The organism is Ruegeria sp. C2 (genome assembly GCF_056537765.1).
The window spans coordinates 129,594-150,378 of record NZ_JBQFRZ010000003.1 but is presented as its reverse complement, the minus strand read 5'-3'; the positions used below and the strand labels follow the sequence as shown (position 1 = coordinate 150,378).

The 20,785-nt window shown below is 58.0% G+C and carries 17 protein-coding genes and 2 pseudogenes; 11 read left to right on the top strand and 8 right to left on the bottom strand.

Translation table 11 applies throughout. The features are described from left to right. Positions 1-224 precede the first annotated feature (224 nt). The 5 genes from ACR0IV_RS12950 to ACR0IV_RS12930 all read left to right on the top strand — a co-directional run bounded on the left by ACR0IV_RS12950 (position 225) and on the right by ACR0IV_RS12930 (position 5,580). Entirely contained in the window at positions 225-854 is a 630-nt protein-coding gene (locus ACR0IV_RS12950; RefSeq protein ID WP_480658856.1) for a CDP-alcohol phosphatidyltransferase family protein, read from the top strand. Further along, positions 851-2,047: an ABC transporter substrate-binding protein gene (locus ACR0IV_RS12945; RefSeq protein ID WP_480658857.1), complete on the top strand. Its 1,197-nt coding sequence runs from the start codon at positions 851-853 to the stop codon at positions 2,045-2,047. Before ACR0IV_RS12950 ends, ACR0IV_RS12945 begins: the two co-directional genes overlap by 4 nt. Beyond that, the gene (locus tag ACR0IV_RS12940; RefSeq protein ID WP_480658859.1) at positions 2,037-3,749 is read left to right on the top strand and encodes an ABC transporter permease; all 1,713 of its coding nucleotides are present in this window, start codon (positions 2,037-2,039) and stop codon (positions 3,747-3,749) included. The genes ACR0IV_RS12945 and ACR0IV_RS12940 overlap by 11 nt, the downstream gene beginning before the upstream one ends. Further along, on the top strand, positions 3,742-4,389 hold the full coding sequence (locus tag ACR0IV_RS12935) for an ATP-binding cassette domain-containing protein (protein ID WP_480658860.1): 648 nt from the start codon (positions 3,742-3,744) through the stop codon (positions 4,387-4,389). The genes ACR0IV_RS12940 and ACR0IV_RS12935 overlap by 8 nt, the downstream gene beginning before the upstream one ends. A 546-nt stretch (positions 4,390-4,935) precedes the next feature. Continuing rightward, positions 4,936-5,580, top strand: a complete 645-nt coding sequence (locus ACR0IV_RS12930; RefSeq protein ID WP_480658862.1) for a GntR family transcriptional regulator — start codon at positions 4,936-4,938, stop codon at positions 5,578-5,580. A 2-nt stretch (positions 5,581-5,582) separates the two neighbouring features. On the opposite strand, the gene ACR0IV_RS12925 is transcribed toward ACR0IV_RS12930, so the two are convergent. Genes ACR0IV_RS12925 through bioB form a run of 6 tightly spaced genes read right to left on the bottom strand, consistent with a single transcriptional unit; the run spans position 5,583 to position 10,965 of the window. After that, the gene (locus ACR0IV_RS12925; RefSeq protein WP_480658864.1) at positions 5,583-6,338 is read right to left on the bottom strand and encodes a methyltransferase domain-containing protein; all 756 of its coding nucleotides are present in this window, start codon (positions 6,336-6,338) and stop codon (positions 5,583-5,585) included. Further along, a complete protein-coding gene (locus ACR0IV_RS12920) occupies positions 6,335-6,958 on the bottom strand; it encodes a pimeloyl-ACP methyl esterase BioG family protein (protein WP_480658865.1) in 624 nt (207 codons plus the stop codon). Before ACR0IV_RS12920 ends, ACR0IV_RS12925 begins: the two co-directional genes overlap by 4 nt. Beyond that, positions 6,955-8,241: an adenosylmethionine--8-amino-7-oxononanoate transaminase gene (gene bioA / locus ACR0IV_RS12915; RefSeq protein WP_480658866.1), complete on the bottom strand. Its 1,287-nt coding sequence runs from the start codon at positions 8,239-8,241 to the stop codon at positions 6,955-6,957. Before bioA ends, ACR0IV_RS12920 begins: the two co-directional genes overlap by 4 nt. Continuing rightward, entirely contained in the window at positions 8,238-8,858 is a 621-nt protein-coding gene (gene bioD, locus ACR0IV_RS12910; protein ID WP_480658867.1) for a dethiobiotin synthase, read from the bottom strand. Before bioD ends, bioA begins: the two co-directional genes overlap by 4 nt. Further along, a complete protein-coding gene (locus ACR0IV_RS12905; RefSeq protein WP_480658868.1) occupies positions 8,855-9,988 on the bottom strand; it encodes an 8-amino-7-oxononanoate synthase in 1,134 nt (377 codons plus the stop codon). Before ACR0IV_RS12905 ends, bioD begins: the two co-directional genes overlap by 4 nt. Next, positions 9,985-10,965, bottom strand: coding sequence for a biotin synthase BioB (bioB, locus tag ACR0IV_RS12900; protein WP_480658870.1), 981 nt, complete (start codon positions 10,963-10,965; stop codon positions 9,985-9,987). The genes ACR0IV_RS12905 and bioB overlap by 4 nt, the downstream gene beginning before the upstream one ends. 301 nt (positions 10,966-11,266) lie before the next feature. On the opposite strand from bioB, the gene ACR0IV_RS12895 reads away from it, so the two are divergent. From ACR0IV_RS12895 to ACR0IV_RS12875, 5 genes and pseudogenes are all read left to right on the top strand, one after another. After that, the gene (locus tag ACR0IV_RS12895; protein ID WP_480658872.1) at positions 11,267-14,218 is read left to right on the top strand and encodes an NAD(P)-dependent oxidoreductase; all 2,952 of its coding nucleotides are present in this window, start codon (positions 11,267-11,269) and stop codon (positions 14,216-14,218) included. A 510-nt stretch (positions 14,219-14,728) separates the two neighbouring features. Continuing rightward, positions 14,729-15,007: pseudogene (locus ACR0IV_RS12890) on the top strand (hypothetical protein); the annotation flags it as partial. A 9-nt stretch (positions 15,008-15,016) separates the two neighbouring features. Then, on the top strand, positions 15,017-15,298 hold the full coding sequence (locus ACR0IV_RS12885; protein ID WP_480561559.1) for a hypothetical protein: 282 nt from the start codon (positions 15,017-15,019) through the stop codon (positions 15,296-15,298). Positions 15,299-15,406: 108 nt separating this feature from the next. Continuing rightward, positions 15,407-17,153: pseudogene (locus ACR0IV_RS12880) on the top strand (type I secretion system permease/ATPase). Then, on the top strand, positions 17,150-18,454 hold the full coding sequence (locus tag ACR0IV_RS12875; RefSeq protein WP_480658874.1) for an HlyD family type I secretion periplasmic adaptor subunit: 1,305 nt from the start codon (positions 17,150-17,152) through the stop codon (positions 18,452-18,454). Before ACR0IV_RS12880 ends, ACR0IV_RS12875 begins: the two are co-directional and overlap by 4 nt. Before the next feature lie 55 nt (positions 18,455-18,509). Here the strand turns inward: ACR0IV_RS12875 and ACR0IV_RS12870 are convergent, their stop codons facing one another. Continuing rightward, a complete protein-coding gene (locus tag ACR0IV_RS12870) occupies positions 18,510-19,154 on the bottom strand; it encodes a glutathione S-transferase family protein (protein WP_480658875.1) in 645 nt (214 codons plus the stop codon). A 25-nt stretch (positions 19,155-19,179) separates the two neighbouring features. After that, positions 19,180-19,731, bottom strand: a complete 552-nt coding sequence (locus ACR0IV_RS12865; RefSeq protein WP_480658876.1) for a cysteine hydrolase family protein — start codon at positions 19,729-19,731, stop codon at positions 19,180-19,182. Positions 19,732-19,831: 100 nt separating this feature from the next. Here ACR0IV_RS12865 and ACR0IV_RS12860 point away from each other — a divergent pair, with 100 nt between their 5' ends. Then, positions 19,832-20,767 carry a GlxA family transcriptional regulator gene (locus ACR0IV_RS12860; RefSeq protein WP_480658878.1) on the top strand — a complete coding sequence of 312 codons (936 nt, stop codon included), beginning with the start codon at positions 19,832-19,834 and terminating at the stop codon, positions 20,765-20,767. The last annotated feature ends 18 nt before the right edge of the window (positions 20,768-20,785 follow it).

Here is a 20,785-nt window from a genome sequence, read left to right as displayed (position 1 = left end):
GTACGTCGCTGGACTTTGCTCCATCGCGATATAGTTGTCAGATACAGACGGGGAACGGTCCGGACTTGCGTAGCGGGTAGCGGAACACACAACGTCGTGAACAGGCTCCTACCCGTTTTCCTTTCACGCGCGCGTTCGCTAGTCGTTAACCGAGTTGCTTGTCTGGATTCTGCAAGATTAAATTCAGGCCGCTTACGCCAACGACCAGAAACCCACGACCACGCATGCTTGACGCCCATATCCGACCACTGATCGACCCGCCTCTTAATGCAATTGGGCGGGGACTTGCCGCGCGTGGGGTGTCAGCCAACACGGTCACCTTGATTGGATTGGGCTTCGGAGTTCTGGCCACAGTAGCGATCATTGTCGACCACCTGTGGATGGCGATAGCACTGATCCTCTTGTCGCGCCTTGCGGACGGGCTGGATGGGGCAATTGCCCGCGCCCGGCGAAAGACTGACTTCGGGGGATACCTCGATATCACCTGCGATTTCATGTTCTATGGCTTGATCCCGATGGCTTTCATATGGACCGATCCAGCCGGAAACGCGTTGGCCGGAGCGTGGCTGTTGGTGAGCTTCTATTTCAACGGCGCGACGTTCCTGGGATATGCCATCTTGGCTGAGAAACATGGACTGAAAGCCCAAAAACACGGCGCAAAATCGCTCTACTTCACCGGAGGCCTGCTGGAGGGGACCGAAACAATTGCGTTCTTCATTGCAATCTGCCTGCTGCCCGCCTGGTTTACACCAATGGCGTGGGGTTTCGGCGCAGTTTGCTTTATCACGGCCCTCTCGCGCATTCTGCTTGCGCGACAGGTTTTTGCCCCCATGGAAGATAAGGAAAACCCATGAAATATCTCATCGCCGCCGCATGCGCAGCCCTTGCAGGAGCGGCATGGGCCGAGCCCGACCCGGCGAACTGGGACGACGTTCTGAACGAAGCCGATGGTCAGACCGTGTATTGGAACGCCTGGGGCGGATCAACGACGACAAATGACTTCATCGAATGGGTCGGCACTCGGGTCAAGCAAGAGCATGGCGTTACGTTGGAACACGTAAAGCTTGCCGACACGGCTGATGCCGTCAGCCGCGTGATCGCCGAGAAATCCAGTGGCAAGGATACTGATGGTGCGATTGATCTTATCTGGATCAACGGGGCCAACTTCAGTGCCATGAAAGAGGCCGATCTGTTGTTCGGACCCTTCGCGGAAGCTTTGCCCAACTGGCGCTTCGTGGATGTCGAAGGCAAAACCGTAACCACCGATTTTACGGTCCCGACCGACGGATTCGAAAGCCCGTGGGCCATGGCACAGGTCGTATTCATTTATGACAGCGAGGTCCTGCCCGATCCACCCAAATCGGCCGAAGCCATTCGCGACTGGGTGACCGAAAACCCCGGCCGTTTCACCTTTCCGCAGCCGCCGGACTTTCTGGGCACCACCTTCCTGAAGCAGATGCTGATCGAGTTGGTCGAGGATCCGGCGGTTCTGCAACAGGCAGCCGGTGACAACTATGCCGAAGTAACCGGCCCGCTCTGGAACTGGTTGGAGCGGGTTACGCCCGACCTCTGGCGATCTGGCCGAGCCTATCCGCAGACTGGTCCCAGTCAGTTGCAGCTGATCAACGATGGCGAAGTGGATATGGCGATCAGCTTCTCTCCGGGTGAGGCCACGGCGGCCATCGCCAATCAGCAATTGCCAGAAAGCGCACGTACCTTTGTGCTGGATGGCGGTACGCTGGGCAATGCCAGCTTCGTGGCCGTTCCCTATAATGCGTCTGCCAAGGCTGGTGCCATGGTAGTCGCCAACTTTCTGATCAGTCCCGAGGCACAGCTGCGCGCGCAAAACCCCGAAGTGTTGGGTTATGGCACTGTGCTGGATATGGATGCTTTGCCGAAAGACGACCAAGCCGCCTTCGCTGCGCTGGAACTGGGCGTTGCGACCCTGTCCCCGGTCGAGCTGGGCCCGGCGTTGCCGGAGCCCCATCCCAGCTGGATGACCCGGATCGAAGCAGACTGGGCCGAGCGATACGGCGTTGGCAACTGATCTCAAACCGGTCACCCGTTGGGGTCTGGCACCCACGCTGACCATCGGATTGCTATTGGGTCCCATCGCCGCCGGTTTGGTCGGAACCATCGTTCCGGCCTTCGGCGGGTTACGCCCCGGCGGTGAGAGCACCCTATCATTTGACCCATGGCTTCTGCTTTGGGCCGAGCCGGGTATACTGCAAGCCATATGGCTGTCGTTCAAAACCGGAGTGCTGTCGACCTTCGGAGCATTGCTCGGGTGCTTTTTGCTCATCGCGGGTTGGTATGGCACGCGGGTCTTTAACCGCGTGGAAAGTGCTCTGTCTCCGCTGCTGTCAGTTCCCCATGCAGCTGCCGCGCTTGGTCTGGCCTTTCTGATCGCGCCATCCGGATGGATCGCCCGCCTGATTTCGCCCGAGATCACCGGCTGGGCTCGTCCACCCGATCTGCTGATCATTCAAGATCCGGGCGGCTGGTCGTTGATTACCGGTCTGATGATCAAAGAACTGCCCTTTTTGCTATTGATGTCGCTTGCCGCATTGCCGCAGATCAGATCGGCTGAGCGAATGAAGGTCACACAGGCGTTGGGCTACGGCAAGGTACGGGGGTGGTTTCTGGCGGTAATGCCATCGCTCTACGCCCAAATTCGCCTGCCGGTGTATGCGGTTCTCGCTTATGCGATGTCGAATGTTGATGTAGCCATGGTGCTGGGTCCGTCCCGTCCACCACCTCTGTCGATATTCATTCTACGCTGGATGACCGACCCCGATCTGGCGTTGCGCGCACCGGCGGCGGCCGCGGCATTGGTGCAGCTGGGAATGGTGGTGATCGCAATCCTGATCTGGCGCGGTGCAGAGAAACTTTTTGCCACGCTCATCAATCGGGCCGTCGAAAGTGGCGAGCGCCACGCTGGTCTGCGCGATTACATTTTGCGCGCGGTGGGCGTGACGGTTGCCAGTTTGGCCGCGCTGGCGGCCTTTGGAGGTCTGCTCAGTCAGTTGATCTGGTCATTCGCAGGACGATGGCGGTTCCCGGATGCGCTGCCGCAGGGGTTCAGCCTGATGTCGTGGACCCGACATGGACCGGCGGCGGCAGAGGTCACCCTGGTCACCTTCGGGCTGGCGCTCGTTACTGCGTTAATCGCACTGAGCCTAGTGATCGGCTGCCTGAACTCCGAAACCCGCCGGGGGCGTGAGATGAACAAAACGGGATTGGTGATCCTGTATCTGCCCCTGATCCTGCCTCAGATAACTTTTCTGCCCGGCCTGCAAATCCTGATGATCCAGATCGGGGCGGCCCAAGGGGTCGCACCCGTGATCCTTGCCCATCTGGTGTTCGTCCTGCCCTATGTGTTCCTGGCCCTCGCCGGACCATATCGTGCATTGGACAACCGCTATGCCACCATTGGCGCCGCCATGGGGCTGGGCGCGGTCGGCATTCTGTGGCGCATCCGTTTGCCGATGCTGCTGGCACCGATTTTGACAGCGCTTGCTGTGGGCATGGCGGTATCGGTCGGGCAATATCTGGCGACCCTGCTGACCTCGGGCGGGCGGGTCAACACGCTTACCACCGAAGCTCTGGCCCTGTTTTCCGGCGGTGATCGTCGCGCAATCGGCGTCTGGACCATCGCCTTGGCTGCAACCGCCTGGCTGCCGTTCTTTCTGGCCCTGATTATCCCCAGATTCGTATTCCGCAACAGGATTGGTCTGCGCCATGGCTGAAACGGGATTGGTTCTTGACCAGCTATCGATATCGCATGCCAATGGCAAACCACTAACACATCTGTCTGCCTCAATCGCGCCGGGCGAGGTGCTCAGCCTGATGGGACCTTCAGGCGTTGGTAAATCAACGGTTCTGGCGGCAATTACCGGCACACTTCCACCTGCATTTAGATTGCAGGGACGTATCACGCTCAACGGACGTACCCTCAATGCTCTGCCACCGCAAAAACGGCGTGTCGGCATCCTGTTTCAGAACCACCTTTTATTTCCCCACCTGTCCGTGGGTCAGAATATCGGGTTCGGATTGCCGCGACGTACGCCCGATCGACACGGCAGAATACAGAGCGCCTTAGCCGAGATCGGACTTGAAGGGTTTTCCGAGCGTGATCCGGAAACGCTATCAGGCGGGCAGCGCGCACGCGTCGCGCTGATGCGCATGCTTTTGGCGGAACCGGATGCCCTGCTGCTGGATGAGCCCTTCTCACGCCTCGACGTCAGCTTACGTGCGAAAATGCGCGATCTGGTTTTTCAACGCGCCCGGGCCGCTAGTCTGCCCGTCTTGTTGGTTACACACGATCTGGCTGATGCAGAAGCTGCGCAGGGTGAGATCATTGACTTGCCAGATAGGCAACGCTGCTAATCCACAGATCAGCCATCAACGCATCACGTATACTCATTTTCGATTAGCTCGTGGGGCGGCACGTCGCACTAAGTAACCCCCTCAAATCCAGCTTGAAAACCAGAACATGCTAAAATCAACACGTACCGCCCACTGCGCAAGCATCGCATTGTGGCGAAAATGTGTCCACTATTTGCTTTGAAACTTACTGTTTACATCATGGAAACAAAGCGTTTCGCGAAATCCTCCGGTGCTACGGGGTTTCCCCAATTTCTGGCGCGCGGCTTTTCTGGCACCTTGGAGTCATCGGATCGTAACTACCACTTACGCCCTCCGGCACAGAATGGGGCTGGCTCTTACCCCCTCAGCCAGCCCCTTTCTTTTCGGCTCATCACTTAAGTTCGCACTGAGGCCCTGCGCGTTTAGAGCCGTAATCGTATTGGGCTATTACTTCGCCCACATCGGCACCTATCCTTTTGGCATCCGTGTCCAACCGGGATACCCTCGAGCCGACGGGTCGTGGTTGGCCTGTTGTTCAACCCCACACATGATTATAAGTGCCTGACGATGCGCCGAATTAAGCGCGAAATCGACGGAGGCCCGGTGGCGCATCAGCAGATCAAAAAATCGGATGATTTGGCAGAAAAACTGTCGACCAGGATTGTTCGGGGTGAGTTTCAGCCCGGAGAAAAGCTGCGACAGGATCTGATCGCGCGCGAGTTCGGGGTGAGTCAGGTCACGGTTCGGGAGGCTTTGCTCAACCTTGCCTCGCAGGGATTGGCGATCAGCATGCCGCGCCGGGGCATGTGCGTGGCCCCCATGGATCAGAGCGCGATCGACGAACTGCACACTATGCGATGCGCACTTGAACCTGTCGCTCTGTACCGCTCAGTTCCTAACCTGACGCCCGCACAAATTGCAGAGATCGAAAAGGCACACACAAGGTGCAACGCTGCAGAAACCTCTGCAGACTGGGAAGAAGCAAACCGCGCATTCCATATGGCGGTCATAGCTGCCTGCAGAATGCCGCGCATGATTGCCGCGATCAACAACCTTCAACTTTTGTATTCATGGCATTTCAATACGCGCCAAACTGTCCGCTGGCGGCAGGGCGAGAACCCGGACCATGCGGCCATCCTGGCAGCAATCAAAGACCGCAATGCTGAGCGTGCACGCACGATCATGCAGCGCCATCTGACCCGGATGTCCTAGGATCACCCCGGTTTTCGGGCAATGATCCAAATCGCATGATAGGTCAAAGGCAGGCCAAGAGGGCTTTCGAAAAGGCGCGTATAATCGTCGATGAATTGCGTCAGACGGGATCGGGTCCAAGGGGCTTGCGCCCGACCATTCACACCCGTCTTGCGCAAATGGTCGAGGACATCACGCGCAGATGCGAAACGCGCTTGCCGTATGGAGTTTCCTGTCTTCACGACTTCCAGGTCATCTTCAACGAAAGACGCCAGTTCGCAAGCATTGCAAAGACTGGGGGCCTTCGCCGTTGATCCGATCTGCGTCAATTCCCGATATTGCTGGGGGCCAAATCCTGACACGGCCAACCAGCCGCCGGGCGCAAGCGCAGTTGCCGCCCTGCACAAAAAACTGGCGGGGTCATACAGCCATTGGATCATCGAGGTCGAGGTGATGAGGTCGGGGCTTTCCGGCCACTCGATATCTGCTGCGTCACCACCCAAGAACACGGCATTGGCCGCATCCGCTGTCCACTGTGCTTCGGGCGAAAGATCGTTGAGGGTCAGAGCCCCAAAGTCAAACCTCGCGCATAGCCGCTGAGTCAGATGACCGGTTCCACAACCCAACTCCAACGCCGAAGCGAAATACCGGGGCGCTCCGCTCTGGCAGAGGTCCTGAACCAGCAGATCGGCGATATAGGCCTGTTGATCAGCTGCGGCATGATAGCTTTCAAAGCTCCGGCTGAAACTGCGTTGTACCCGCTCTGCAAGCTGTATCATGACACGGTCCATCCGGCCCAACTTTGCCCTGCTTCAAAAGGAATATGCGGCCCGGTCACGGACCGGATGGCGTGGCGCTGCGCGCTCCATGCGCGCTCTTGCGCTGCCGCGGGAATGACCCGATCGCGCTGCGGTATCCAGATACGATCAAACCGGGTATCCGGCGCAGGTCCGCGCCGGATGATGGCGTGCAATTCGGCCCGAGCGGCGGCCATATCGATGTCTGGCGCTGCACTTTTCAGGCCAGCCCGTCGGCAAAACCGCGCAAAACTGTCATCCGAGAGATTGTCTGCGGTCGCGCGGATAAGGTCTGGCGCTATCCCCCTCTCCTTATCCGCCGGAAACAACGTTCCTGCGACGGCAACCCGTCGCGCGGGCTGATATCCGACCCTCGACATCCAATGCGCGGCAGAGGCGACGCCGAACGAAAAGGCGACAAGATTGACATCATCGAACTGTTCAAGTTCCGGTAGAGGGTCGTCCAGCCGCGTGTAATCCTGAACCAACAGGACAGAATGGTCTCCTCTTAATCCATCGAAAGCAGCCGCCCCGACCGCCCAACCGCCGAACACAAGGGTGAGCAACGCCGTCTCTGAGCGCGACAACCATTGACGTTTCATCTGATGTCCTCGACCAGCGAAATCATGGCAGCCGTTACACGGCTCAGTTCATTCGAAGAGATGATATAGGGCGGCATGCAATATATGTTGCGGGCGAAGGGGCGCAGCCACACACCGGTTTCCGGCGCCCGACGATGCGCAATCGCGGGATCGACGCGGCCTTCCATTTCAATCACGCCGATGGCTCCCAGAACCCGGACATCGGCAACGCCGGGAAGTCTTCGCGCCGGGGCGAGTTCGTGTTCCAACTGACTGGCGATATCTTTGACCTCGGTGCGCCAGTCGCGCTGTGAAAGCTGATCAAGGCTTGCAATGGCTGCGGCGCAGGCCAGCGGGTTGGCCATATAAGTCGGCCCATGCATCATAACGCCGGCCTCGCTTGCACCGATGCCAGCCGCAACCGGTTCCGAGGCAACGGTGGCAGCCATCGTAATATGACCCCCGGTCAGCGCTTTACCGAGGCACAGGATATCCGGTACAATACCCGCGTGATGCATCGCAAACAGCTCGCCCGTCCGCCCGAATCCGGTGGCGATCTCATCAAGGATCAGCAAGATCCCATGCGCATCACACAAAGCGCGAGCGCGCTGCAACCAAGTGGGGTGATAGAAGTGCATTCCACCCGCCCCTTGCACCACCGGCTCAAGGATCAGCGCGGCAATCCGGTCGCCCTTATCTTTCAGCAATACTTCCAGCGCGCCCAACCCATTCAGGTCCGGGTCGTCACTCCACTCCTGATCGAACCCTATGGGAGGTCGCGGTAGAAAATGCTGGATCGATAGGGCACCTCGGAACAACCCATGCATGCCGGTGACGGGGTCGCAGACGCTCATCGCTTTCCATGTATCCCCGTGATAGCCGCCACGGATGGTGGCAAATTCCGAGCGTTCCGACCGGCCGTTGGCCATCTGATATTGCACGGCCATTTTCAGCGCCACCTCGACCGCGACCGAGCCGCTGTCACTGTAAAAAATACGATCGAGCCCGTCGGGCAAAAAATCGACTAGCCTGCGGCCCAGTTCGATCGCGGGCTCATGGGTTATCCCGCCGAACATGACATGGGGCATCCGGTCCAGTTGCTGCCGCATGGCAGCCGTGATGGCCGGGTGACGATGCCCGTGCACAGCACACCACCACGATGACATCGCATCAATCATTTGGACGCCGTCATCCCGCGTGAGCCATACCCCTTCGGATTGGGTGATCAAATGCATCGGTCCCGGATCGAGGATGTTGGTATAGGGATGCCACAGATGGTGTGCATCAATCTCCAGCGGTGTCACAGAAAACTCCGGATCGTATCGGTATCGATTGCGGCAAAGGCCTCGGAAAGGGCCTCCTGCGACAGATCCGCGAGGCGCGGTAGCCGACCCAAATGCCGAACATTGCCCATCTCGACAATCGTCTGCTCCACATCCGGCTCTGCATCGCCAACGAAGGCGACACCGACCACCGGACACCCAGCCTCTCTCAAAGCCCGCAGCGACAGGAGCGTGTGATTGATCGTTCCAAGCGCTGTACGCGCCACGAGAATGATGGGGGCCTGCCATCTCGCAAACAGATCGAGGAAGAAATGCTCACGGTTCAGCGGCACCATGATACCGCCCGCACCTTCGACCACGAGCGGCCCGGTGATATCGGGCAGGCTCAGACGATCCAACGCGATCTCAACGCCCATATCTTCGGCTGACAGGTGGGGCGAGGCGGGCATCCTGAGCCGATACATCTCGGGCAGAATCTCGGCATCAGATAAGGATCTGATCGTTTCCGTATCGGTAATGTCATCGAGACCGGATTGCACTGGTTTCCAATAGCGCGCGCCAAGAGCACCAACCAACCCCGCAGAAAAGATGGACTTGCCAACGCCAGTATCAGTACCGGTGACGATCAAAGCACTCATGCGGTAATCCTTTGGTGATATGCGATTGTGTCAAACAGGGCGCTGATATCCGCGTGGCTGACATTGCCGGTGATGGATATGCGCAGCCGCGATGTGCCGCGCGGAACTGTTGGCGGACGGATGCCCCGCACGTCAAACCCCTGCTCCTGAAGCGCGGCGGCCATAGTCATGGTCCGGGCCTCATCCCCTAGCAGGATCGGGATGATCTGACTGCTAAGAGCAGCCTCAGCCACACCATTGCGCTCCGCTTCGGAATGGGCGTGATTGAGACGCACTCGGGCCGCTTGGGTCAGGTCAGTGTCGCGTTGCAAAACCTGCAACGCCACCCGCACAAGCGCTGCGGTCAGCGGAGCCGGAGCAGTTGCGAATATGAAAGGACGCGCCCGATTAATCAGTGCATCAATCATCACCCGTGGACCACAAACCAACCCACCCGAAACCCCCAGAGCTTTGCCGCAGGTGTGTACTGTCAGCAGTTGGGCCTTTGACGCGTGGGCCAAACCCTGGCCTTGAGGGCCAAAAACGCCGGTGGCATGGGCTTCGTCAACAACCAGTACTGCCTCATGCGCGATCGCAAGGTCAGACAGCGCCTTCAGAGGGGCAGTGTCGCCTTCCATGGAATAGACACTTTCGACTGCGATCCAAATCTGACCCAACCCGCCATTCGCTCGCCATGCAGCAATGATCTGACGCGCGTCATCCACGTCATTATGGACGAATGCACGCGTTTCGGCACGACCCATGCGCATGCCTTCATGCGCGCTCGCGTGAACCAGTTCATCATGCAGAACAAGGTCCTCTGCGGCAGGTAACGCGGAAAAAATCGCCTGATTGGCTTGAAAACCGCCGCCCATAAACAAAGCGGCCTCAGCGCCGAAGAAAACAGCCGCTTCCTGCTCCAACGCTTCATGTTCCTCGTGGTTGCCGCGCAATAGGCGCGACCCGCCCGAGCCCACAGGCACGCCGCGATCCAGCGCGCGGCGCGCGGCCTGTTCCAGCATCGGGGACCCGGCCAGCCCCAGATAATCATTCGATGCAAAATCCAGTCCCCCCGCCCGGGACAACGACCGCCGCCGATGGCGTGTGTCCAGAACCTCGAGCATTGAGGTCAGGCGGTCCAGTGCCTTCATTCAGCCACGTCCTTGCAAGCCCGCTCCTGTACGCGTTCGGCTTGCAGACCAAGTTTGGCAAAAAGCAATGCATCGACGTCTTCTTCGGGGTTTTCGGCGGTCAGAAGGGTTTCACCCACGAAGATTGAATTCGCTCCGGCAAGAAAGCACAGGGCCTGAACTGCATCGCTCATATCGCTACGTCCTGCAGACAGGCGTACATAGGATTGTGGCATCATGATCCGCGCGCAGGCGATGACGCGGACGAAATCAATCGGGTCGACCGGCTCAGCGTCCGCCAGAGGTGTATCCTGCTGAGGCATCAGCATGTTGACCGGAACGGATTCTGGCGCCGGGTCCAGATTGGCCAACGTCACCAACATATCGAGCCGGTCCTGCACACCTTCACCCATCCCGAGGATACCACCCGAACACACCTTGATCCCCGCCTCTTGCACGCGGGTCAGTGTATCGATCCGATCCGAGAATGTGCGGGTCGTGATGACCTCGGGGTAATAGCGTTCCGAGGTATCGATATTGTGGTTGTAGTAATCCAGCCCGGCATCACGCAGGCGCACGATCTGGTTGTCGTCCAGCATCCCAAGCGTCATGCAGGTTTCCATACCAAGACCCCGGACGCCTTCGACCATGGCGACAAGCGCATCCATATCCCGGTCCTTAGGCTCTCGCCATGCGGCCCCCATGCAAAAACGGGTCGCACCACCATCTCGGGCCTTGCGCGCCTGCTTCAGGACTCGCTCGACCTCGATCAGTTTCGAGGCCGACAGCTTGGAACCATTGCGGGCCGATTGCGAGCAATAGGCACAATCCTCGGCACAACCGCCCGTTTTGATCGAAAGCAGCTTCGAGGTTTGAATTTTGTTGGGGTCAAAATGCGCGCGGTGCTGCGTCTGCGCGCGATAGAGCAGATCCATCAAAGGTAGGTCATATAAGGCTTGCGCGGCCTCGCGGGTCCAAGAGATGCCGATGGCTGTCATTTTATCGATAATAATCCTATAATCTCGATTTAGGAGGATTAAGTATCGATAAATTTGAAAACTACAACTCAATTCTTCGATAGCAGTCCAGTCTTAGCTTCTGTTGATATCGCAGCACTCAAGGTGCTGAGCATTGAAATCCATCACAACGCTCAACGTCCTTCTACAAACAGCACCCTGTCTATTTCGCAGGATTTTGACGCTTGATTGCATGAATAGTTCGCAAACTGATGTTTCCGATAGTGAACCGAAGCTTACGATGCGCTCAGACCGGATTCTAACGCAACCAGGCAGGTAGACTATGAGTGACCTTGAAGCGCAGCGCAAACTCTCGATCGAAGCGACACATAACGGACCACCGGCCCGGACCATCAATCCGTTCTTCGGCGTAGGCCCGATCACCGACGTGATTCAGGACGAGGCTGACGGGCGCAAGAACCGCTTCGAATTTGACCGCTGGCTGGAGGGCACCTATCGCAAGGTAGACGACAAAGGCAACGACCTCGGCCCGTTCACCACGGCTGAAATCGGGCGTTCGATGCACCGCGGTTATCCGGCGGACGCGATCCTGCGTGACATGATGTTTCACATTCACCGCTATTTCGGGTTCCCCAAGGAAAACCCGATGGCCGTGGGCTTGGGCGGCGGCCACAGCGGCTTCACCGTCGCCATCATGCACCTGATGAACCCGAATCTGTCCGGTCAGAAACTGTTCGTCGACACCCCGCGTCCGGAATCCGAGGAAGCGACCAAGGGCGGATTCTTCCGTCAAAGCTGGGGCGCCCAGATCCTGGAATTGCAGCAATTCGCAGCCAACGGCCACGAAGACAAGGTCGTGTTCTCGGGATCGGAAGGCACTATCCCGTCCGCTGATGAACTGGAGTCGATGGGCATCACCCTGTTTGTCGGCGTTGGGCACGAGACGACCGGCGCCACCACTTACACCACGGAAGAAGTGAAGTCGCTGCTGGAATGGCTGGACCGTGACCCGGCAAACCGCCACACGATGATCGACGCCACCTCGATGCTCGGCGGCATGCCCTGGCCGCAGGACGTGGTCGAAGCCTTCATGGCGAAGTGCAACATTTTCACCCCGTTTCAGAAGGCAATCGGCGGTATCTCGGGATATTTCCTGGCCTCGCTTACTCCGGCGGCAATGCAGCTGATCGAAGACAACCAAAAGAACCCGGCCTGGGCCATCGCGCGCCAGTTGAAGCTGGTGGTTCCGACGGACGCTAAAAAACCGCTGACCGGCGAAAAGACCGTTGGGCTTGGCCCCTTCTACGACGCTGCGGCCGACAAGATGATCGGAGGCGTGATCAATACCTTCTCGTCACTGGCCTTTGCCGAAACCACCTATGGCCTTCTGCGCGTCGAAAAGATGTTCGGCTCGGTCGAGGTGATGAACCAACGCTCGGCAGCCAACCGAGCAAAGATCAACGCGTGGCTGGCCGGGCAGGAGCTTCTGGTCGCCGGTGTGAGCGACGCGCAAAAACGCGGTGCTGCGGTGACACTACTGGCGGTGAATGATCCCGGCATCACTGATCCGGCCATTCACGGGCGTATCATCGCCCGCTCGAAACAACTGCTGGGCTATGAAGGCCTGACACATCCGAATGGCGATTATGAACCCGGCCTGGACGCCGCGCGCTATGTAAACGCCTTCCCCGGCACGCCGGGCGACTACCGCGCCTGGATCGGCGGCATCCGCGAGCCCGAGGATATCGTGCGCCTGCTGGAAAACATCTCTTACGCCTATCACCGCGCCAAGGTGGTCGTGCTGGAGGAAGAACTTGCCGCCCAAGGCACGACCTTCGAAGCCTCGAATGCAGGTGGATCGGACGTGCGCAAAGACGACCCGAACCGTGCCTATCGCATCCTGATCGCCGACCTCGTCGGCCTGAAATTCGGCTCCGACGGCCAACCGGACGCATCGGCTGTCAAAGCCTATGTGGAAGAACAAGGCGCGACATTCACCTATGGTGGCTGGGATGGCTCTGAACTGCCTGCAGGACAACATTTCTTCTATCTACCGGATCTGTCCACTCACGAGGAACTGACAGCAGCCTGCTGTGATAACCAATATGACGCTGTGATTGCGGCGGCGACCTTCTTTCCGGAAAACGCAACCTTCCCCGAAGGCGGCGTGCGCATCGGTGCTGGTACCGGCAATATGACCTGCGCCTGCTGGGGCGGCGGCGACGGCGCAGGTGGTGGTGCCCCGCTGATGAATACCCCCAGCTTCAACAGCCGCGCCACCGCGCAAACTGCGATGAAGGCTTTGCTGCGCGTTCTGCCGGACCTCAAAGTCGACGAGATGCATGAGCGTGTCGTTGCAGGCGATTTCGACACTGGCAAACACCTGCGAGACTACCCGACCGAGAAGCTGGAAGGGAAACGCCTGGGCGTCATCGGCTATGGCAATATCGGTCGAGAAGTCGCCAAACTGGGCAAGGCCTTCGGTATGACGGTCGCAATTTATGCCCGTGAGCATCATCGGAAGTGGATTGAAAGCGAGGGCTTCATCTATGCCGCAAGCCCGGAAGAAGCCGCGACAGGAGCCGATGTGCTTTCGCCCCATACAGGTCTTGGCGCCAAGGGCGCAAATGGTGTTTTTGCCAATGCGGGCCTTGTGGGCGCATCAGTACTGAACGCGTTAAACGACGGTGCGGTTCTGGTGAATTACGACCGCGGAGAAGTTGTCGATGCCGATGCTCTGAATGACGCGATGGCCTCGGGCAAGGTGGCCTATGCTGCCATTGACGCCGATCTTTTCATCGCCGATGACGGCAGCCTGTTCGGCCCGATGGTACCTTACCGCCCGCTGATCGAGGCTTATCCCGGTCGTCTGGAGTTGCTGCCCCACGCCGCTGCGGACACCGAGCACACATCGCGTGTTGAAGGCGCGAAACAGGCGGTGGATCAGATCCTGTCCGCGATCCGCTATCGCAAAGTGATCAACTGCAAGGGCGATCTGCCCGAGGGGTACACAAGCGGCGGCGCACAGACTGTGCCGGGCGTGGGCAAGGTTTCCGCCTCAGTCATTGCTGCGGCTGCCAATGATGCCGAGACGCTGATGCGCCTGCGCGATACCTCCGAGACGCTGGCAGCCATCTGGGGCGCCATCGAAGCGACGCGCGACCCCGCCCGCCGGACAGAGCTGATCGAACGTCACGGCGAAGCCTTGACCCTGGCCGCAAATACCCTGCATCGCGATTTCGATGCCCTCGGCTTGGTCGGTGGCTACAACTAAGGGGCGCCCACCATCCCTGACAACCTGACCCCGGCGTGCGAGGGGCTCTCTTCGCGCGCCGACTTCATTGCCGACCTCCATCGCTACGATCTTTTGCTAGCTAGACAGTGATGAGATGTCCCTAAAAATTATCTACTCATAGTTGTTTTCTCGGTGCGCCTGAGATTTATCGAGCAACCACCTCGATTGCGCGCAAGCGCAACAAAAACCCACGTTTTCAATATGCTAACTATTTGCATCTAGCGCGCAATGAGAACTCGAACGTTAGGTGTTGGCATCCTCTACATCACGTGCCTTGCTGGTTAAAATCGCACCATATCCCATTGTTTATATTTATATATTAGTAACTTACTTCAAATCCTAAGGACGCAATCGCACACTTCCTCATTGCTTCCTCCTCGAACAATTCAATCCACGGGTTATCAAAAAAACGATAGCAACGTTGATTGGATGCATATGGCTTTTTGAGCGACGCAGAACTGTCCACACGGACAACTTAAACAAGACTATCTGAAGCTCAACCTACCCAAGAGGAAGCAATATGCCAACCTTTTCACCTTTTCCCCCTTTTCCAACAACATCACCGGCACCGATGGCGATGACTTTGTCACCTCGCTGCTCACAGGCGAAGGCACCATCGATACCGGCGCTGGTAACGACACGATCCGCAGCTTCCTGAACGCGGATGAAACAATCAACGCAGGCTCTGGTCGTGATTTCATTGATGCAGGTGCGGGCAACGACACGATCAATGCAGGCACTGGCGTCGACACCGTTCTGGGCGGCGCAGGCAACGACGTGTTCGAGTTCACCGAAGACTTTTTTGCGCCAACCGGCGGCGTGAACAATCTGACTGTCATCGGAGATTTCTCTGCCGATGATCTCATCAACCTGACCGGTTTGGGATCTGATGCCTCCTTCGCTGATCTCGACACCAATGGCGACGGCGTTCTCGGCGAGGGCGACGACAATGTGTTCGCCGGAGCAGACGGCACCTTTGTCGAGCTGTATTTTGACAATGCAACCATTCAGATCGGTAATATCGACGGCATTCCAGAGCTGACCGAGGACCTGTTCTAGATAGGCTGAACCCAGCCTTAAGGCACAAGCGCCTCCGGTCTACCGGGGGCGCATCATGTTTATTTACTCTATTTTTCGACGCCAAGCCCTTGTGGAAAGGATGTTGAAGTGAAGACCGAAAGCCGTTCTGCATCACCCGGAAAAGGCGAACTCCGTTCAGCGCGCGACAGCGGCACGACATTCTTGGGCATCGCTTTTTTCTTCAGTGTTTTCGTAAATCTGCTGATGTTGACCGGACCGCTGTTCATGCTGCAGGTCTACGACCGGGTGCTGAGTTCGCGTGCAATCGAAACCTTGACGGCGTTGTTTCTGCTGGTCGCACTTCTCTACGGCTTAATGGCAATGCTTGATTTTTCACGCGGCCGTATTGTAGCGCGGTTCGGAGCACAGCTGCAAACACAGCTTGAAGAACGCGTATTTGCCGCGACATTGCGCAGGGCGCTGAACCCGAAGATGCGCGGCACACCAGCCTCGGCATTGCGAGATCTTGATACGATACAGGGTCTTTGCGCCTCACCCATTCTGTTGGCGTTGATGGATATCCCATGGACCCCGTTTTTTCTGGCGGCGATTTTTCTGTTTCATCCGTGGCTAGGATGGTTGGCGCTTGGGGGTGGATTGGTGCTGATCGGCATCGCCGTGCTGAACGAAGTCATGACTCGGCGCAAACTGCTGGCAGCGCAATCCCAAGCGGCGCACGCAGCATCATTTTCTGAACACGCAAGGCAAGCGGCGGAAATTGTTTGCGCACAGGGCATGCAACATAACGTGACCGAACGCTGGTTGCGGCAACGCTCGGTCGCGTTGACAGATTCGATCCGGGCAAGTGATTGGAGCGGCAGCTTTTCGTCGCTCACCAAAGCGCTTCGTCTGTTTCTGCAATCGGCAATGCTGGCCCTGGGTGCATTGCTGGTGTTGCGCAATGAAATGTCGCCGAAGGCAATGATCGCAGGTTCGATCCTGCTCGGGCGGGCCTTGGCACCGGTGGAGCAATCAATCGGCCAATGGTCCATGATTCAACGGGCGCGTACAGCCTGGCACTCTCTGGACCGATTTCTTCAGACAACTCCGCCGCTGGCCAAGCGAACCAAACTGCCTGAACCCGAGGCCAGATTGGACGTGAAGTCTCTGAACCTCATCCCCCCCCGGAGCTGCACAGGCGACATTGCGCAACATATCCTTCCGGCTGGACCCCGGCACCGCCATCGGTGTGATTGGCAAAAGTGGTTCGGGCAAGACCACATTGGCCAAAGCATTGCTGGGCCTGCTGCCACCCACCGCTGGTGAGATCCGGTTGGGCGGTGCAACGCTGGATCAGTATGACCCAGTCGAACTAGGCCAGTATCTTGGTTATCTGCCGCAGCAAGTGACGCTCTTCCAAGGCACCGTAGCCGAAAACATCTCGCGCCTGTCACTGGACCCTGATCCCGATGCGGTGGTTGCCCCATCTAAAAAGGCCAATGCTCACGAAATGATACTGGGACTGCCGGACGGTTACGACACCATGCTTGACGGCAACGACAGCCTTCTGTCAGGGGGGCAGAAACAGCGCATCGGCTTAGCGCGGGCGCTATATGGCGATCCGGTTCTGTTAGTATTGGACGAGCCCAATTCGGCGCTTGATGGCGAAGGTACCCAAGCGCTGAACGGGGCCGTGCGTGCGCTTAAATCTGCAGGTAAATCCGCCCTGATCATGACGCATCGCCCTCAGGCCATCGCGGAATGCGACGCGCTGATCGTCATGGAACAGGGTCACGTAGTCCGGGCCGGACCGCGAGATGAAATTCTTGGCGGAGTGGTCGAAAACGCGAACCTGCTCAAGCGGCAACTCAGCTCGGTTGGTGGATCATCATGAACAAATTGAAAAGGCCAGCGTGGTATATCACCCTGCCCGCCTCGGTCGGATTTGCGGCGGTGGCCATCTTGGTGATTAGTCTCGGCGTGTGGGGAACCCGCACCCAATTGGCAGGCGCCATCGTTTCTAGTGGTGTGATTGAGGTGCAATCCAACCGGCAAGTGGTGGAGCATCCTGACGGCGGCGTTGTAGGCGAGATTCTTGCACGGGACGGTGACCGCGTGCAACAGGGCGACGTTTTGGTACGCCTGGATGACACGATCCTCGCTTCGGAACACACGATCGTCGAAGGTCAGTTGTTCGAGACTCTAGTGCGGACAGCCCGGCTGGAGGCTGAGCGTGATGGTTGGGGCGCAGCGCAATTGGCGGAGCAATTGCAAAGCTTGCAGCAGACGGAAGCGATCGCGGAAGGCCTCATATCCGGTCAGTTAGACCTGTTTGCTGCGCGTGCCGAAACTCAGGCACAACAAATTGAGCAACTGATCAAACAGCGTATTCAGATCGAAGCTGAAATTGAAGGAACGCAAGCCCAGCTGCTGGTCCTGAAGAAGCAGCTGGTATTGATTGCCAATGAGTTGCAGGATCAAAAAAGCCTGTTTGACAGGGGCTTGACGCCTGCCAGCCGCGTATCCGCACTGGAACGGGAAGACGCTGGCCTGACCGGTGAAATTGGCCGATTGGAGGCAACCATCGCCCGTTTGCGCGGGCAGATCGCATCGACCGAGATTCAGATCGTTGAGTTGCGGGCAATGCGCCGCGAAGAAGCGATCAGCGAGATCCGTGAGTTGAAAGCCGAAATTGCCGAGCTGTCAGAACGGAGGATCGTTCTGAGCGAGCAATTGTTGCGCATGGACATTCGCGCTCCAGTAGCCGGGACAGTCCACAGCAGCATCGTGTTTGCAAATCAGTCCGTCATTCAGGCCGGAGAGCCCATGATGTACATCGTACCGCAGGATTCCCCGTTGCTGGTGGCTGCACAGGTCGACGCAATCCACGTTGATCAGGTACACAAGGGGCAGAATGCGACGTTGCGATTTCCGGCTTTCAATCAACGCGAAACGCCGGAGCTGCAAGGACAGGTGATCAACATATCGGCAGATGTTTTTACGGATGAAGCGACCGGTTTTAGCTTCTATCGCGCTGAGCTTATCCCCGAATCTGGCCAAACAGAACGATTGAACCGTCAGGTGTTGCTCCCTGGAATGCCGGTTGAAGCGTTCATCGAAACGGATGCGCGTACGCCGTTGTCTTATTTGATCAAGCCGATGACCGACTATTTCGTGCGGGCATTCAGAGAGTAAGCTCGGATCAGTGGCGCAGTGACCGCGCGGAGGCGCGGTCACGATGAGATATGGATCAGGCCGCAAACAGGTTTTGCTTCAGATCCTGATCCAGTTGCGTATCGCTTTCGATCAATGCCTTGATCGCCGGGCGGGACAGAACGCGCTGACGGTAGGCCTCGATATTCGGATAAGTGGTGTGATCCACCTGCGCATAGCCGGACAGCACAAAGAACCAGGTCAGATAGGCGTCCGCTGCCGAAAACTTCTCGCCCAGCAGATAAGTGCGCCCGTTCAGGTGGTTTTCCAGTACCTCGAAGCGAAGCGGAGCAAGAGCGCGCACGCGGTCTTTTACCTCGTCGGTGGCCTCCTGATAGAACACGACACGGAACAGGCCTTTGTGTAGCTCGGTGGCACAGAAAGCCAGCCAGCGCAGCATCTGGAAATACTCGGGGCTGGTCGGGTCGACGCGGAAATCCGCGTTCTGTGATTGCGTCTGAATCCAGGCAATCACGGTCGAGGTTTCGGTCAGTCTGGTGCCGTCTTCCAGTTCCAGAACCGAGACCTGACCCAGCGGATTGATATCATACAGCGATCCGCCGGCTGCCAATTCCTTGGTGGCCAGATTGAGGGGGGCAATATCCAGATCGACCCCGCCCTCGGCCGCAGCAAAACGTGCGGCCAGAGAACAGGTGAGGGGGGCGTGGTAGAGGGTGGTCATGGTAATCTCCGTTACGTATTGCCGCTTATGCCGCAGCCAGATAGTCGGCGGTGGTCACAACTTTGGCATAGGCAAAAGACAGCGCAGACATATACGCTTTGTGCACCTGTTCCGCCGGGATCACTTCGCCATTGAACTCCAGATCGCTGGAGGAGCAGGCATCCTCGACCACGGTCACGTTCAGGCCGATATCGGCGGCGTTACGAGCGGCGGCGTCGATACACATGTGGCTCATGTCGCCAGCAATGGTCACATCGCTCACCTCATGTTCTGCCAGCAGCGCCTGCAGATTGGTATCGCGGAAGGCGTTGACGTAGTGCTTTAGCACCTTGTGCTCACCCTCTTGCGGGGTGACCGAGCTGTGGATTTCGGCACCCGATGTGTTCGGTGCAAAGAAGGGCGGGTTGTCGATCTGGAACTCGTGATGCACATGCACGACCATCTGCCCAGCATCGCGGGCCTGCTGCAGTAACCGAGCGGCGTTGGCAGCGCTGTCTTCGATCTTGTGCAGCTCCCATTTGCCGCCGGGAAAATAGTCGTTCTGAATGTCGATCAGGATCAATGCGGATTTGGTCATCGTGGTCTCCGTTTCTCGGTCTGTATCCAGCGCTGATTTAAAGCACCGGTCGCCGTAAGTTGACTGGCGCATTGGACATAAAACGCGTTAAATCTGACAAATGACACAACCCGCTCTGACCATCGGCCTTGCCGCCTATCCCGAGGCTCAAAACGCCGCGATTCACGGGTTGCAGGACCTGTTTGCCGTGGCCAACCGGTTCCAGCAGAACCATTCCGAACGGCCACGCCTTGTGGAAACGCAAGTCATTCGAAATTTCAACAGGGATGACAGCCGGTTAGAGGCATTGATCCTGCCTCCTGCTCTGGGCCAGCGCATCAGCGGTGCGAAAGAACAAGCCCTGGTTAACTGGATTCAGCGCCATCATCGCCGGGGTACATTGATCTGTTCGATTTGCGCTGGCGCATTCCCGCTGGCAGCCACCGGCCTGTTGGACGGACGGCAGGCAACAACCCACTGGGCACTGGCGACAGACTTTGCCAATCAATACCCTCAAGTGCAGCTGCAGGCCGACCGGCTGCTGATCGACGATGGCGATATCATCACCGCCGGAGGCTTGATGGCCTGGACCGATCTGGGCCTGCGTCTGATCGCACGCTTTATGGGACCTGCTGTGATGCTGCAGGTCGCACGGTTCTTCCTGATCGACCCGGGCGAACGGGCCCAAAGCTTCTACAGCTCAATCTCGCCCAACCTGACCCATGGGGACGATGCCATACTTCGCGTGCAACATTGGCTTCAGATGCGCTATGCAAGTTCGGTTACTGTGTCCGAAATGGCCCGTACCGCGCGCCTTGAACCGCGCACTTTCGGGCGTCGGTTTCAATCCGCGACCGGGCTCAGCCCATCGGAATACCTTCAGCAGCTGCGTGTCGCCAAAGCCCGCGAACGGTTGGAGCTGTCGCAGGCCAGCATCGAAACCATTGCACGGGCGGTGGGTTACATGGATATTTCGGCCTTCCGCCGCATGTTCCACAAGATTGTGGGTCTGTCGCCGGGAGAGTACCGCAAACGGTTCTCACCGGCGAAAGCCTGACCTGACGTCAACGCCATG